17 protein-coding genes are annotated in these 14,923 nt (G+C 64.2%); 5 read left to right on the top strand and 12 right to left on the bottom strand.

The features are described from left to right. Window positions 1-53: 53 nt before the first annotated feature. On the top strand, window positions 54-386 hold the full coding sequence (locus tag KTQ36_RS01805; protein WP_218632063.1) for an Mpo1-like protein: 333 nt from the start codon (window positions 54-56) through the stop codon (window positions 384-386). Here the strand turns inward: KTQ36_RS01805 and KTQ36_RS01810 are convergent. After that, on the bottom strand, window positions 373-1,389 hold the full coding sequence (locus KTQ36_RS01810; RefSeq protein ID WP_218632064.1) for a hypothetical protein: 1,017 nt from the start codon (window positions 1,387-1,389) through the stop codon (window positions 373-375). The two genes, KTQ36_RS01805 and KTQ36_RS01810, sit on opposite strands and share 14 nt — an antisense overlap. Before the next feature lie 137 nt (window positions 1,390-1,526). Here KTQ36_RS01810 and KTQ36_RS01815 point away from each other — a divergent pair, with 137 nt between their 5' ends. The 3 genes from KTQ36_RS01815 to KTQ36_RS01825 are packed head-to-tail and all read left to right on the top strand — an operon-like array spanning window position 1,527 to window position 3,679. Further along, window positions 1,527-2,717 (top strand): hypothetical protein, encoded by a 1,191-nt coding sequence (locus tag KTQ36_RS01815; RefSeq protein WP_218632065.1) that lies wholly within the window; start codon window positions 1,527-1,529, stop codon window positions 2,715-2,717. Continuing rightward, the gene (locus KTQ36_RS01820) at window positions 2,718-2,969 is read left to right on the top strand and encodes a DUF3253 domain-containing protein (RefSeq protein WP_218632066.1); all 252 of its coding nucleotides are present in this window, start codon (window positions 2,718-2,720) and stop codon (window positions 2,967-2,969) included. Window positions 2,970-3,007: 38 nt separating this feature from the next. Continuing rightward, entirely contained in the window at window positions 3,008-3,679 is a 672-nt protein-coding gene (locus KTQ36_RS01825; protein ID WP_218632067.1) for a hypothetical protein, read from the top strand. Window positions 3,680-3,789: 110 nt separating this feature from the next. Here the strand turns inward: KTQ36_RS01825 and KTQ36_RS01830 are convergent, their stop codons facing one another. The 5 genes from KTQ36_RS01830 to KTQ36_RS01850 all read right to left on the bottom strand — a co-directional run bounded on the left by KTQ36_RS01830 (window position 3,790) and on the right by KTQ36_RS01850 (window position 7,980). Then, window positions 3,790-4,191, bottom strand: coding sequence for a hypothetical protein (locus KTQ36_RS01830; protein ID WP_218632068.1), 402 nt, complete (start codon window positions 4,189-4,191; stop codon window positions 3,790-3,792). Window positions 4,192-4,206: 15 nt separating this feature from the next. After that, window positions 4,207-4,623: a type II toxin-antitoxin system death-on-curing family toxin gene (locus KTQ36_RS11530; RefSeq protein ID WP_425600733.1), complete on the bottom strand. Its 417-nt coding sequence runs from the start codon at window positions 4,621-4,623 to the stop codon at window positions 4,207-4,209. A 40-nt stretch (window positions 4,624-4,663) separates the two neighbouring features. Next, the gene (thiC, locus tag KTQ36_RS01840) at window positions 4,664-6,526 is read right to left on the bottom strand and encodes a phosphomethylpyrimidine synthase ThiC (RefSeq protein WP_218632070.1); all 1,863 of its coding nucleotides are present in this window, start codon (window positions 6,524-6,526) and stop codon (window positions 4,664-4,666) included. A gap of 19 nt (window positions 6,527-6,545) precedes the next feature. Then, complete coding sequence (locus tag KTQ36_RS01845) at window positions 6,546-6,947, bottom strand: hypothetical protein (protein WP_218632071.1); 402 nt, start codon at window positions 6,945-6,947, stop codon at window positions 6,546-6,548. A gap of 208 nt (window positions 6,948-7,155) precedes the next feature. Next, window positions 7,156-7,980 carry an MBL fold metallo-hydrolase gene (locus tag KTQ36_RS01850; RefSeq protein WP_218632072.1) on the bottom strand — a complete coding sequence of 275 codons (825 nt, stop codon included), beginning with the start codon at window positions 7,978-7,980 and terminating at the stop codon, window positions 7,156-7,158. Window positions 7,981-8,133: 153 nt separating this feature from the next. On the opposite strand from KTQ36_RS01850, the gene KTQ36_RS01855 reads away from it, so the two are divergent. After that, entirely contained in the window at window positions 8,134-10,173 is a 2,040-nt protein-coding gene (locus tag KTQ36_RS01855; RefSeq protein ID WP_255553990.1) for a S9 family peptidase, read from the top strand. Between the two features lie 3 nt (window positions 10,174-10,176). On the opposite strand, the gene KTQ36_RS01860 is transcribed toward KTQ36_RS01855, so the two are convergent. The 6 genes from KTQ36_RS01860 to KTQ36_RS01885 form a co-directional block, all read right to left on the bottom strand. Further along, window positions 10,177-10,890, bottom strand: coding sequence for a response regulator (locus KTQ36_RS01860; protein WP_218632074.1), 714 nt, complete (start codon window positions 10,888-10,890; stop codon window positions 10,177-10,179). Continuing rightward, window positions 10,887-12,776 (bottom strand): hybrid sensor histidine kinase/response regulator, encoded by a 1,890-nt coding sequence (locus KTQ36_RS01865; protein ID WP_218632075.1) that lies wholly within the window; start codon window positions 12,774-12,776, stop codon window positions 10,887-10,889. The genes KTQ36_RS01860 and KTQ36_RS01865 overlap by 4 nt, the downstream gene beginning before the upstream one ends. A 73-nt stretch (window positions 12,777-12,849) precedes the next feature. Then, complete coding sequence (locus tag KTQ36_RS01870; RefSeq protein WP_218632076.1) at window positions 12,850-13,281, bottom strand: EF-hand domain-containing protein; 432 nt, start codon at window positions 13,279-13,281, stop codon at window positions 12,850-12,852. Window positions 13,282-13,353: 72 nt separating this feature from the next. Beyond that, window positions 13,354-14,208 (bottom strand): MipA/OmpV family protein, encoded by an 855-nt coding sequence (locus tag KTQ36_RS01875; protein WP_218632077.1) that lies wholly within the window; start codon window positions 14,206-14,208, stop codon window positions 13,354-13,356. 71 nt (window positions 14,209-14,279) lie between these two features. Then, window positions 14,280-14,618 (bottom strand): ferredoxin FdxA, encoded by a 339-nt coding sequence (gene fdxA / locus KTQ36_RS01880; protein WP_218632078.1) that lies wholly within the window; start codon window positions 14,616-14,618, stop codon window positions 14,280-14,282. Between the two features lie 60 nt (window positions 14,619-14,678). Beyond that, window positions 14,679-14,909 (bottom strand): RNA-binding S4 domain-containing protein, encoded by a 231-nt coding sequence (locus KTQ36_RS01885; protein WP_218633927.1) that lies wholly within the window; start codon window positions 14,907-14,909, stop codon window positions 14,679-14,681. Window positions 14,910-14,923 lie beyond the last annotated feature (14 nt).

Raw genomic sequence — 14,923 nt, forward strand, 5'->3', positions numbered from 1 at the left:
AACGGAATCGCGAGATACTCGACAGTGGGGCTTTGCCGTGACAATTTGCGGCCATGGACCGCTATCAGACTTTTGCCGACTTCTGGCCCTTCTACCTGCGCGAACATTCCAAGGTGCACACCCGCGCGCTGCATTATGTCGGGACGACGTTGGTCGTGGCGCTATTCGTCGCTGCGGTAGTGACGGGCAAATGGGTGCTCGCGGCGGCAATGCCGGTGGCGGGCTATTTCTTCGCCTGGGTCGCGCATTTCACGATCGAGAAGAACCGCCCCGCGACCTTCACTTATCCGCTCTGGTCGCTGGCCGCGGACTTCAAGATGTGGGGGCTGGCGCTCATCGGAAAGCTCGGCCCCGAACTCGAAAAGGCCGGCGTCAGGCGCGACTGAACAGGCGGTTGAAGAACCTGCTGCTGCCCGGCGCTGGATCGTTGGCAGGTTCGGGCGTCGTTGCCGGCGCGGCAGGCGCGGGCTCTTCGGACAGGCGCTGGCGCAATGAGCTGCCGGTCGACTGTTCCTCTTCCTCTTCGCTCGCGGCGCCGCGTTCCCAGTTGGTGATGGTGAGCGTGGCGAGGCCGTCATTATTGCTCTTGGCAGGTGCGCTGCGCTCCGTCCGCTCGCCGATGACGGCGGCGAGGTCTGCGTCGAGCCCGAACGCGCCGACGATCAGCCGCGCGCCCTCGGGCAGGCCGAGCGTTTCGATTTCGCGCGCCATCGCCTGAAGGAAGCGGGTCGTGCGCAGCCAGCAGGCGAGCACATATTCGACGTAGCCACCGGGCGCGCGGTCGGTGAGCGCGTCGGGCGCCCCGCGGTCGTAGATGCGGTGGCGGCACTGGATAAGACACGTGTTGAGCGGCGCAAGGCCAGCGACGGTGACGTAGAATTCGACGTCTTCCTCGTGCCCGACCCAGCCGGGATTGTCTTCGCCGCACTCGGCGAGGAGCGCGTCATTGTCGCGGTCGAGGAACTGGTACTCGTCGTCGCTGTAGAGGTTGAACAGCAAGTCGGGCTCGTATTCCTGCCCCTTGCCGAAAACGAGGTCGGGCGCGTTGAACAGGCCTGCGGTGATGCAGGTGACCGCGGGACCTTCATATTCCTCGAGGATTTCGGCGAGGTCGGCCCAGCCGTCGATGACGATATCCTCGACGCGGCAGGCCTTGGCGAAGCGCGCGGTGCGGCCTTCGAACCCGGCCAGTTGCTGCTCCAGCTCGGCTGCGACGCGGTCATATTGGCCTGCGACCAGGGCAGCGCGGAGGCGGGCCTCGTAGGTTTCCTGTTTGGCGGGGTCGAGAAAGGCGACCTGCAGCTTGTGCGGGGTTTCGGGCTCGCGATAGCGGTAGAGTCCCTCGGTCTCGATGCCGGGGATTTCGACGAACTGCGGGTTGCTGGCCATGACGCTGTCTTCTCCTGTTGGAGAGCCGATTATTCGCTTGGTCGCGAACGCGAGGTAACTCGACGTGGTTAACGATCGCGTAGCGCGACGACGCACTCCCGGCGGAACGGTGCAGCGCGGCCGATCATTGAGTGTGCATGTCCAGCGTCTCCCCCGCACCGCCCGCCGAGCAAGCCTATCGCATCGGCGTCATGATGATGGACGTCGAGGGTAAGGATAGCGACGGGTTTCGAGCGCTGGTCGAGCAGGCCGTCGCCAGCCTGTCGCGCGAGTTGGAGCGCGAGCATCGGCTGGCGGTGGACGTGATGACCTTCGTCGGCCCGCATCTGCTCCCCGGCGCGGGTGCCTACGCACCGCTCGATTTCTTCGAGATCGGCTTCGCCGAGAAGGCGGAGCGCAACATTCCCTTCCTCCTCATCGTCACCGAGGTCGACCTGTCCGCCTCGGGGATCAACTACACGCTCGCGCTGCCCAGCCAGTTGACCAACATGGCGATTGTCTCGACCAAGCGGCTCGACCCGCAATTTTGGGGCGAGGAGCATGACCGCGACCGCGCGGCGCAGCGGCTGGCGCGGCTGCTGCTACACAGCTTCGGGAATCTGCTGAACCTTCCCACGCGCGCCGAGCCCGAAAATCTTATGCACCGGGTCGAGACGGTCGAGGATCTCGACGCGATGCGCCAGCTCGACGAGGCGCAGTGGCAGCGTTTGTCGGCGGTTCTGCCGCGCGAGGCGCACGAGCGACGCACGCGCAGCGGGCGGGTCGGCTTCGTGCTCTCGACGCTCGTCCGCGACATGCCCGAGATCATGCGCGCGGTGGGGCGGGCCAACCCGTTCCGCCTGCTCCTCAAGCTCCCCACCATGATCGCCGCCGCATTATCGGTGATCATCGTGCTCCTGTTCAGCGCGGAGACGTGGGACGTCGCCGCCGCGGTCAGCCTGCCGCAGGTCACGCTTTTCTCGATCGTCAGCATCGTCGCCGCGCTCTACCTCCTCTATCGCGCCTTCGCGCTCGATGCAGTGCTGGGGCGCGACCGGGTGCTCACCGAAACCAGCGTCGTTACCGTGACCGCGACGCTGCTCAGCCTGCTCGCGACGCTCCTGATCCTGTTCGTCGGCTTCGGGCTGCTCATGTATGGCGCGATCGTCACCATCTTCCCGCGCCCGCTGATGGAAAGCTGGGTCAGCACGGGGGGCGCGACCACGACGCTCGACCATGCCAAGCTCTCGCTGTTCCTTGCCGCGATGGGCGTGCTTGCAGGCTCGCTCGGCGGGCGCAGCGACAGCCGCGACGTGGTTCGCGGCGTGCTGTTCGTCGACGACCGATAGATGGACGCGCGCGAGGCGATCCTGACGCTGGTTGCAGCGCGCGATCCCGACAAGACGATCTGCCCCTCAGAGGCCGCCCGCCTGCTAGCGGATGACGCAGGACGCGCCGACGACTGGCGCGAGTGGATGGAGCCGGTGCACGCGGCCGCCCGCGCGTTGGTGGCCGAAGGCCGGCTCGAATACCGCCAGCAGGGCGAACAAGTCGCCGCACCCGACGGCGCTTACCGGCTGGGGCGCCGCCCGCGCAACTAGCTTGCGCGCTTCAGCGTATTAGTGTAGCAATACACGCCATGAGCAAGATCATGATGCTGGCCGCGATGGCTGCTGCAGCCGCTTCCCCCGCTTCGGCGCAGGAAGTCCAGTCCACCCCTGCGCACTCGGTCGAGGGTAATGCGATCGACATCGGCGATCTCGGCGTGACGCTCTCGGTGCCCGAAGATGCGGTTTATCTGGGGGCGAAGCGCTGGGCGCTTCATGGCGTGGCGGACGCCGAGCTGCATGCCTGGGTGCAGGCCGACGAGGGCGGGCTGGTCGAGCAATTCTGGTGGGTGCAGTTCGAGGAATATCTGCCCCACGTGCCCGACGCGCACTACCAGTATGACGAGACCGAGCCGACGAGCGTGGAGCTGGGCGGGCTGACATTCTGGACGCGGCCGATGTTCGGCGAAGGCAACCCGCGCCAGCTGCGCGAGGGCAGCGACAGCGAAGCGTTTCGCGGGCTGGTTGCCGAGGCCGGCTACCGCATGCCCATGTGGCTGGCGATGGTCCGCATGGTCCACCTGCCCACCGAAGACCGCCGCAAGGAACTGATGCTGATCCACGGCGCCAACCTCGACGGCGTCGGCATGACGATGGCCGAGGCCTACCAGGCGGAGAAGCCGGGCGTGACGTGGGAGGAGCTATATGGGCCGATGGTGGAGCGGGCCCCGACCGCCTTCACGGTCGAGAGCGCCGAGGACTAACGGTAGCGGAGCGCAGCGAGCACGCCCGACGGGGTCAGGCCGACCTTGAACCGATTCGCGACCGATTAAAGCTTATCATCCCCCGAATTCCACAAGACATTCGATTCCGACTAGCGGAAAGCTAGTCGTTCGAGAGGCTCATAGTATTTCGCTAACAAGTTATTCAAAGGATCTTCTCCTTTGAAGAAAGCTCCCGAATCGCAACCGTTGAGCAAGTCGAGACCTGTTTCTGTACGAACGTACTTGATCACTGGCTTTGCAACTTGCTTAGACATGCCGTGACAACCGATGTTGCACACACGCCTCCCACTTTCAGCTTCGACAACATCGATTGTATTATGGTGCGGATTGTCCAGCTTGAATCCAAATCGCTTCAGTATCGTGTCCAGTTCTCGGTAAGTCACGATATAATCTTTTCGATCTGACTGCCTCGTAGTCGCTCGAATATAATGAGCGATATACATTACGTCTGCATCTTCGTGGCCTTCAAAGCTTCGCTTAAACTTCTCCATCTTGCGGAATTACTTTTACGCGACAGTAACTGTGAAGTCCTCGAATTGGCGCTCAGTGACCTTTATGGTAAGCTTATTTTTGTTAAGAAGAAGAAGTGCCGATAGAAACGCAGTTCGTTTGTTTGCATCATGGAATGGGTGATTTAGAATGATACCATAGAGTAGTGTCGCTACTATTTCTTCTGGACGGTTCCATTTATCTAGCCCGCCAAAAGATACGTGTTGTCTTCCAAGGGCTGATAGCAGCAAATCTAGCGACTTTGGCCCTATGCCCCCTAGGCCGCTCTGGCGCCCGTAGAACATGTCGACCAAAACGAAATGTACTCGTAGAACGTCTTCGTAACTTAGACCGTCACCTGCATAATCAGCCGGAAGCTTTTCCCTCCAGCGTTGGAATTCCTCTTCTACTCGCTCATGCCTGAAAACGCCCATTGAAACTTTCACTTCTCACTAGAAAACTCCATTCTTATTCCTATTGCCTCGGCGGAATGTAAAGCTCGCTTCCACCCTCACGATACTTCTCGCTCATCTCCGCCATGCCCTTTTCGGCATCGGCGTCGTCAAGGCGCTGGGTTCCCAGTTCGGAGTTCTGCTTCGCTGCGAAGTCCCTGACCTCCTGCGTGATCTTCATCGAGCAGAATTTGGGACCGCACATCGAGCAGAAGTGGGCGGTCTTAGCGCCTTCCGCCGGGAGCGTCTGGTCGTGATATTGTTCGGCCGTATCCGGATCGAGCGACAGGTTGAACTGGTCGCGCCAGCGGAATTCGAAGCGGGCGCGGCTCAGTGCGTCGTCGCGGACTTTCGCCGCCGGATGCCCCTTCGCCAGGTCCGCCGCGTGGGCGGCGAGCTTGTAGGTCACCACGCCGACCTTCACGTCGTCGCGGTCGGGCAGGCCCAGATGCTCCTTGGGCGTCACGTAGCAAAGCATCGCGGTGCCGTACCAGCCGATCTGCGCCGCGCCGATCGCACTGGTGATATGGTCATATCCGGGCGCGATGTCGGTGGTGAGCGGCCCGAGCGTATAGAAGGGCGCCTCGTCGCACGCCTCCAGCTGCTTGGTCATATTCTCCTTGATCTTGTGCATCGGCACGTGGCCGGGGCCCTCGATCATCACCTGGCAGTCGTGCGCCCATGCCTTCTTGGTCAGCTCGCCCAGCGTATAGAGCTCGGCGAACTGTGCCTCGTCATTGGCGTCGGCAATGCTGCCCGGACGCAGCCCGTCGCCGAGCGAGAAGCTGACGTCGTAGGCCTTCATGATTTCGCAGATTTCCTCGAACTTCTCGTAGAGGAAGCTCTCGCGGTGATGGGCGAGGCACCACTTCGCCATGATCGAGCCGCCGCGGCTGACGATGCCGGTAACGCGCTTGGCGGTCATGGGGACGTAGGGGAGGCGCACGCCGGCGTGGATGGTGAAATAGTCCACCCCCTGCTCGGCCTGCTCGATCAGCGTGTCGGCAAAGATTTCCCACGTGAGGTCCTCGGCGATGCCGCCGACCTTTTCGAGCGCCTGGTAGATCGGCACCGTCCCTATGGGCACAGGGCTGTTGCGCAAAATCCATTCGCGCGTGTCGTGGATGTTGCGGCCGGTCGACAGGTCCATGACCGTGTCGGCGCCCCAGCGGGTGGCCCAGACCATCTTGTCGACTTCGGAGGCGACGTCGGAGGCGACCGCGCTGTTGCCGATATTGGCATTGATCTTGACCAGGAAGTTGCGGCCGATCGCCATCGGCTCGGCTTCCGGGTGGTTGATGTTGGCGGGGATGATCGCGCGGCCGCGCGCGACCTCGTCGCGGACGAATTCGGGGGTGATGAAGTCGGGGATCTCGGCGCCGAAGCTCTCGCCGTCGCGCGGCGTGTCGAGCGCCTGCTCGCGGCCGAGATTTTCACGGATCGCGACATATTCCATCTCGGGAGTGACGATGCCCTTCTTCGCATAGTGCATCTGCGTGACGTTGGCGCCCGGCTTGGCGCGCAGCACGCGGCGGCGCACGTTGGGGAAAGGCTGCACCCCGCCCGAACGGTCGGGGCCAAGCTGGCCGTTATCTTCCGCCTTCACCGCGCGCTGGGTCTTTTCCTCGACATCGCCGCGGTCACGGATCCAGTCGCGGCGCAATTCGGGAAGTCCCGCCTGGATGTCGATCGTGGCGTCAGGGTCGGTGTAGGGGCCGCTGGGGTCGTAGACGGGGACGGGCGGCTCCCCGCTCGACGGCTCGAGATGCACTTCGCGCATGGCGACGCGGATGCCGCCCTTACCCTCGACATAGATTTTCTTCGAGCCGCGGATGGGGCCGGTGGTGACGTTGGGGTTGGAAATCTTGGGATCGCGGTCTGCCATGGGAGATACTTTCGAAAGACTAGAGGGCCAGCGGGAGGCCGGACACGAGGAAGAGGATGCCGAACAGCGCCGAGATGACCACCCACATCGGGTTGGCGGCGGTCATGAGCTTGGTCGCCAGGGTCGAGATGGAGCGCGGGAAGGCGAGGAAGGAGAGCCCCTCCAGTACCATGCCGTAGCCGACGATGTTGACGAGCGTCGCGCGCCAGCCGGCGTCGACGTCGAAGGGGTGGGCGAGGCTGATCGCGGTGCCGATCGAGAGGATGAGGAGCCCGGCAAGAAACGAGAGCGCGGCGCTTTCATTGAGCTCGTTGATCATCTTGCGCCACTGGCCGGGCTCGAGATGCTCGCCGAGCGCGGCGGCGATCGCGTAGAGACCGAAGACGGTCAGCAGCCAGCCGGTGACTTGGGGATCGGTCATATGCACTTCGCTCCTACTTGCCTTGGGCGCACGGGGGAGCGGGCATCGCTCCACTCCCTACGGCCTTGCGGCATCAGGTTCGACGGGTCGGACGCTGCCATGCGCCCCTCTCAGGCGTTTTTTGCCTGCCTTTGAAAAATCTCGGCAGGGGCGCCTCCCCGGGGAAGCCCCCGCTTTAGGCGGTCGAAGCGCTCTCGCCAAGGGGGCGTCAGTGCGCGTGGGTGTCGGGGATGTCGCGCGTCTCGCCCAGGATCGAGAAAAAGTCCTCGCCACTGGCGCGCAGCTCGGCGGGGACGTCGGTGGGAACGTGGATCCCAACGACATGCTCGGCATTGAGGCGGCCCTCGATCATCGCTCGCCCGCCCTCGTCGAGCAGCATCCAGTAGGGGACGAAGGCAATGCCGGTCCGGTCCGACGCGAGCGTTTCGGCGTGCGGCTCGTAGAGCTGGTCGTCGTGCGAAGCGTCGCCAAGGTGCATGACCCGCGCGCTCTCGGTCACGTCGATGCGATAAACATAATGTTGCAGGTCGCGGTGGCGCGCCGGCCATCCGGCATGAGGCACGCCGAGCGCCTGAACGCGTGTTTCGCCCAGCGCATAGGTCGCCATCTCCCCGAAGCCCGCGTCGATCCCCTCGACCCGGGCTTCGAACGCGTCCTGCCAGTTCGCATCGGCGCGCATCGCCGCGACCGCCTGTGCAGGGACGAACAGCCGCACGTAGGGCTGCGCGGCCAGCCTCGCGACCAGTCCGCTAGGCGAGAAATGGTCGCCATGCGCATGGGTGACGAAGACCGCGTCGACCCCGTCATAGGGCGCGTTGCCGTTGGCGATCGCCTTGGACAGCGCCTCGGGCACCTCGTGATACATCTCGAAATGATTGTCGTAGATCGGGTCGAACAGGATCTTGCGGCCGTCGGCTTCCACGATCACGCCCTCGTTGCGAATGGCGGTCGCCTTGCCTGGTTCGGGATCGTGCGCGGGGGCGGGCTGGGCCGAGCAGGCGGCAAGGGCGAACAAAGCGAGCAAGCGGGTCATGGTCGGGCTCCTTCTGGTCCGATGCGCGAGCGACAGGTTGCGTTCACGGCTCGCGTAGAACAAAGTCGCGTTCGACGAACCGGTGCGGTCCTGCGTCGGGGAACCCCTTCTTCGTGCCATGAATTGGCTGCAAGACCAAACAGGAGAGTAGCTTTGTTCAAGTCGTTCGTATCCGCTTCCGCACTATCCGCCCTCACCATCGCCACCCCCGCCCTCGCCGATCCGCTGACCAGCGAAGACCTGTTCCGCATCAAGAGCGTCGGATCGGTCGCCGTGTCGCCCGATGGATCGCGCGTCGCCTATCAGGTGGGCGGACGCCCCAACATCATCGAGGGCGAAGAGAATGGCGGCTACGAATCGCAGCTGATGATCGGGACGGGGCCCAACCAGGCCGCCTCCTACCTGCCCGAAGGCATGAGCGTTTCGGACATCAAGTTCTCGCCCGACGGGCGCTGGGTCAGCTTCCTGCACAAGGGCGAGGATGACGAGGAGCGCTCGGTCTATGCCGTCCCCGTTTATGGCGGCTCCTATCGCAAGGTCGCGCAGAGCCCCGATGCCGGCGTGATCGCGCATGCCTGGTCGCCTGACGGACAGACCATCTACATGCTTGCCGGCGCCGCCGGCGATGATGCGCGCGACAAGGAGAAGAAGAAGGGCTTCGACGCGATCGTCTACGAGGAAGAAGCGCAGCTGCGCCGCATGTTCCGCTCGCGGCTCGGCGACCTCGACAATGACGTGGACGCGACCGCGATCGCGATCCCCGGCTATGTCACCGAGTTCTCGGTCTCGCCCGACGGCAGCTATGCCGTGGTCGGTTCGCAGCCCACGCCGCAGATTGACGACACCTACACCTCGAAGCGCTTCCACATTGTAGACCTAGCCAGTGCCGACGTCCGCGCGGTGGTCGAAACGCCGGGTAAGGTCGGCGATGCGGAGATTTCGCCCGACGGTCGCACGATGAGCCTGATCGCGGGTGTCGACATGAACGACCCCGCCGCGACCACGCTGCACCTAGTCGACACCGCGACCGGCGAGTTCCGCGCGCTCAACGCGGGCGCGGCCGAAGCCGCGACCGACGCCGAATGGCTCGACGACGGCAAGCTCGCCGCGATCATCCACGTCGGGGCGCAGAGCCTGCTGCGCGTCTACAATGCCGACGGCAGCGTCGATCATCAGCACGATCCGGGCGCGCTGATCCTGCGCTCGATCGAGGCCGATGGCGGGACCGTTACGGTCACTGCCGACGCGCCGAGCCACCCGGCCGAACTGTTCCGCGTGACCCCCGACGGCTTCACCCGCTGGACCGACAGCAATCCGTGGCTGGCGAATATCGATCTCGGCAAGCAGGAGACGATCAAATATACCGCACGCGACGGGCAGGTGATCGAGGGCATTCTCGTCCATCCGGTCGGCGGCATTCCCGAGGGCGGCGCACCGCTGATCCTCGACGTTCATGGCGGCCCCGAAGCGCATGACAGCAATGGCTGGACGACCAACTATGGCGGTCCGGGCCACATCGCGGCGGGCAAGGGCTATGCCGTGTTCCAGCCCAATTATCGCGGTTCGACCGCTTATGGCACGGCCTTCTCGAAGCAGCATCAGAACGACTATGCCGGCAAGGAATTCAACGACTTGGTCGATGCCAAGCGCGCGCTTGTCGAGATGGGCGTCGCCGATCCCGACCGCGTCGGCGTCACGGGCGGCAGCTATGGCGGCTACGCCACGGCCTGGTCGTCGACCGCGTTGTCGGAAGAGTTCGCCGCGGGCGTGATGTTCGTCGGGATTTCGAACCAGATCTCGAAGTTCGGGACGACCGACATTCCCTACGAGATGTACAACGTCCACTCGCGCAAATGGCCGTGGGAAGACTGGCAGGCCATGCTCGACGCCAGCCCGATCACGCATGTCGGGAAAGCGGAGACGCCGATCCTGATCATGCATGGCGAGGAGGACACGCGCGTCAGCCCGTCGCAGAGCTACGAGCTGTACCGTTCGATCAAGGTGCGCAAACCCGAGACCCCGGTGCGATTGGTGCTCTACCCGGGCGAAGGCCATGGCAACAGCAAGGCGGCCGCGCGCTACGACTACAACCTGCGCATGCTGCGCTGGTTCGACACCTACCTGAAGACGGGGGACCGCAAGGCGCCGCTGCCCGACCCCCGTCCCGAGCTCAAGCTGCAGGACAGCGAATAGGCTCTATCCCGCCCCGGGCACGAACATGTAGCCCGCCCCGCGCACGGTCTTGATCGCGCGCGGGTGGGCGGGGTCGACCTCCACTTTCTTGCGCAGCCGCACGATGCGCGTGTCGATCGAGCGGTCGAACGCCTTGTCTTCCTTGCCGTGGGCGAGGTCGAGGATGCGGTCGCGCGAGAGCACCTGGCTGGGATGGCGCGCGAAGGTGGCGAGCAGGTCGAACTCCATCGCCGTGATCGGCACTTCCTTGCCCTCCGCATCGTAGAGCGCGCGGTCGTCGAGGCTAAGACGGCATTTGCCGACCGTCACTTCGCTGCCCGTCGTCGCGCTGTCCTCGTCGCCCAGTCGGCGCAACAGCGCACGGACGCGCGCGAGCAATTCGCGCGGGTTGAAGGGCTTGGTGAGGTAGTCGTCCGCGCCGATCTCCAGCCCGACAATCTTGTCGACATCGTCGGCGTTGGCGGTGAGGAAGATGATGCCGCAATTGCCCTTGGCGCGGAGCTGGCGGGCGATGCTGGTGCCGTCTTCGCCGGGCATATTGACGTCAAGAATGGCGAGATCGATGGGCCGCCGCGCCGCCAACGCCCAGAATTTCTCGGCATCGGTCACGGTTGACACGGCAAGGCCATGCTTCTCGAAATAGCGTTTGATGAGCCCGCCAATCTCGGGCTCATCGTCGACCGACACGATGTGGAAGCTCTTGTCGCCGGCGCTCATACCATCGCTTCCTGCTTGAGCTTGGCGATGAGGTTGCCGAGCGCCTCACGCGTCACCGGCTTGGCGATGTAGGGGCGACGAGCATTGTCGAGGAAGGTGACCGCGGCGGGGCTCAACGTATCGCCGGTGACAAAGCCCAGCCGCGAGATGAGGGTCGGACGGTTCGCCTGGAGCCAGCCGTGGATCGATGCGCCGTCCATTTTGGGCATGCGCAGGTCGCACAGGAGTAGGTCGTAATCTTTGGCCTCGAGATACTCGACCGCCTTTTCGCCGTCATGCGCCACGTCGGTGTCGAAACCTTCGCGGCGAAGCAGCCGGGCGATGGCGGCGGCGAGATCGGGCTCGTCGTCGATCACCAGCGCGCGGCCTTGCGCTTGCTCGCCGGGCTTCGTGATGGCGTCAGATCGATCGAGCGCACTGTCCTGGTCGTCCGGATTGACCGGCAGGCGGATGAGGAAGCTCGCGCCGTCACGGTCGCGCTCCAGCTCCAGCGTGCCGCCATGCGCCTCGATCACGCCTTGGCTGTAACTGAGGCCGATCCCGGTGCCGGTGCCTTCGGGCTTGGTCGTGAAGAAGGGGTCGAAGACTCGAAGCGCGACTTCGTCGGGAATGCCCGGTCCGTTATCCTCGACCCGGATGGCGACCTGATCGCCCTCGGCAAAGGTCGACACGCGGATGGTGCGCGGCGGGTTTTGCGATTGCAGCGCCTGCTGCGCGTTGATGAGCAGGTTGATGATGACCTGCTGGAGTTGATCGGCATCGCCGTGAATACGCGGCAGACCGTCTATCAGGTCGCGCTCGACCGAGATGTCGTTGGCGCGCATCTGGTATTCGGTCAGCTCCATGACTGCCGAGATGATCGCGTTGACGCCCAGCTTGTCGCGTTCGGCGGGTTTCTGCCGCGCCATGGCGAGGAAGGACTGGACAATGCGCGCGCAGCGCTCGGCCGCAGCGCGGATGCGGGTCGCGCCTTCCTCCATCTCGGTGCCCTCGGCATCTTCCTCGAGCAGGGTCGCTTCGCCCACGACGATCGCGAGCGGGTTGTTGAGCTCGTGGCTGACCCCGGCGAGCAGCGACCCGAGCGCGGTCATCCGTTCGGCCTGGTTGAGCCGCTCGCGCGAGCGCGCCAATTCCTCCTCGGCGCGTTTCTGCGGCGTGACGTCGATCTCGAACCCACCGATCATGTCGGGGTCGTCGTCGGTCTCAAGCGGGAAGCGGACCACAAGCGTCCATTCATACTCGCCCAGCGGCTCTATCTTCTCGACCACTGCCTTGGTCTTGCGAGTCGTTAGGATCTCGCGGTCATAGCCCTCAATCATCGCCGCTTCGCCGGGCGGGAGCATGTCGCGCACGGTCTTGCCGATAATCTTCTCGGGCGTGGTTTCGAAGCTGCGCGCCATTCGCTCGTTGACGAGGATATATTCGCCCTTGCCGTTCTTGACGTACATGCCGACGGGCGCGTTGCGCGTGAACGCCGCGAAGAGTTGTGCGGTCCGCTTGGCTTCACCCTCAAGCTCGGCGACCTTCGAGACATCGCGCAGGCTGACGATGGCGAAGTCGCCCGCATCGGTGGCCACCCGCCCAAGCGAGCTTTCGACGGGGACCCGGCCACCGTCGGCGCAGACGATCTCGGTGCGCACATGGCGTCCAGCAACCTGCGAGTCCTCGCCCGTCCAGAAGGATGTCCATTCGCTTTGGTAGAGTTGGCTCAGCTCGGGCGGGACGAGGAGGTCGGCGATGGTGCGACCGATCGCGGCGCTGCGTCGATGGCCGAAGCTTGCGACTGCCGCCGGATTGATGTCGACGATGCGGCCATCGCAGTCGGCCACGACGACGCAGTCGAAACTGGCTTCGAATGCCCCTCCGAGAAATGGCGCGTCGGTCATCGCCCCCCTTTGCCACGTCAGCGCAAGCCTAGCGAGGGGATGTCACAATTGAAACACGAAAGCCGGAAGAGCCCTAGTGTTCGCCCGCTTCGATCGTCCCGTCGCCATCGGTATCGCGCGCCTCGAAATGGTCGAGCTGGCTGGCGCGATATTCGTCTAGGCTGACGCGGCCATCACCGTCCGTGTCGAGGCTGGTAAGAAGCTGGCTACCCGTCCACACGCGCAGCGGCGCGCGCGAGGCGGCGGCGATCCACTCCTCGAGCGTGACGTTGCCGTCGCCGTTGGCGTCGGCGGCGGCAAAGTTGGCCTGCGCGATGTTGCGGCGCTGTTCCTCGATCCGCGCGACGATGCGCTGCTGCGCGGCGTCGAGTTCGGCCGTGTCGAGCGCGCCATCGCCGTCGGCATCGATGCCGACGAATCTCTTGTCGACGGCGGCGATGAAGGCTTCGCGCGGTACCGCGGTCACGTCCTGCACCACCATGGCGACCACCATGGAAATAAGCATTGATATCCTCCCCGATCCCCCAATTGGGCTATCGGAGCGGGACTGGCAACCGGTTAACGCCGGGGCGAGTGGCTAGAAGGTGTAGCCGACGCCGGCGGCAACGAACCATTGGCCCGACGACCCGCGGTCGGCGACGATCGGGCTGTCGGCAAAATCGCCGACCAGCTTCTTGTAGCTGGCGTTGGCGAACACCTGCCATCCGCTAAGCAGATCGCCATCGCCGATCGAGTGGGCGGCGAGCAGGCCGAGCTTCCAATTCTTGAGCCCGCCATCAATGTCGTAAACGGGCAATTCGGGCACGAGCGCGTTTTCCGTCGGCGTGATCCCGAAATAGGTCATCGCAAAATTGTCGCTGACATAATCGAGCCCGACCGAGGCGCTGGCATAGGCCTTGCGCGAAAGCGGCGTGGCAAAGGTCACGCTCGGGCTGAAATTCCAGCCGTCCCAGGCGCCGTTGACGTCGGTCAGCGCGTCGACGCGAAAGCTGAGCTTGTCATAGGGGTTGGTGAGGCCCGAGATGCTCGCGCCACCGAACGCGCCGACCTCGATTGCGGTCTTGCGCTCGGGCAGCTGGTCGACGATCTCGTCCTTCACGTCACCGGTGCGACTGAGACGCAGGCCAGCAATCGGCCCCGCGTCGAGGCTGACCGCGCCGTCACCCTTGGGGGCGACATCGGCGTAGAGGTAGAGCCCGCGCGTCACGATGCTGACCCCGCCCAGCTGCGTGCGCAGGATGGCGCCCGGGATGAAGCGATAATCGTCCGACCCTTCATAGTCCGGCCCATAGGCGGCGCCGACGCCGATCGTCGTCATGTCGCCCGAAATCTCTTCGGGGTCGGGCATGGCGTCGACATCCTGCGCAGTCGCCAGGCCAGGCGCGGCGACAAGGAATGGGACGGCGATTAGCGCCGTACGGATTGCGGACATGAAAAACCCCTCGAAAAATCTTCGTCTTCGAGGGGTTCCAGCGGTTGAAAGCCGTTGCGGTTCCGTCGCGATCAGTCGCCTTCGCCAGGTTCGGGAGAGAAATACTCCTCGAACTTGTTTTCCTTGCCCTTGAACTCGTCGGCGTCGGCGGGGCTGTCCTTCTTGACCGTGATGTTGGGCCAGCTCTCGCTCATCTTGCTGTTCAACTCGACCCACTTGTCGGTGTCCGCCTCGGTGTCGGGCAGGATCGCCTCGGCCGGGCATTCGGGTTCGCACACGCCGCAATCGATACATTCGTTGGGGTTGATGACGAGCATGTTCTCGCCCTCGTAGAAACAGTCGACCGGGCAGACCTCGACGCAGTCCATATATTTGCAGCGAATGCAGGCGTCGGTGACGACGTAGGTCATGGTGTTCGTACCCCTTGGAAAATGCAGTTTGGCTTCGCTAGCCAGAGGGCGGGCGGGGCGTCAACGCCCTTCTTCCTGATGCGAGTGGTTCGCATTTTCAACAAGCTCGCGGATATGCGTCTTCGCTTCCGCCACCGGACCCCGGCGGTGAGGCAGCGAGCGGATTTGGAAGACCTTCACCGCCCCGTGGAAGGGCAGCGTGACGACCTGGCCGACACGGACCGGCGTCGCGGGCTTGGTGATGCGGCGGCCGTCGAGGCGCACGGGTGTATCGTCGAGCAGTCGCTGCACGGCTCCGCGTGTCT

The sequence above is a fragment of the Sphingomicrobium clamense genome (assembly GCF_019264355.1).
Lineage (GTDB): Bacteria > Pseudomonadota > Alphaproteobacteria > Sphingomonadales > Sphingomonadaceae > Sphingomicrobium > Sphingomicrobium clamense.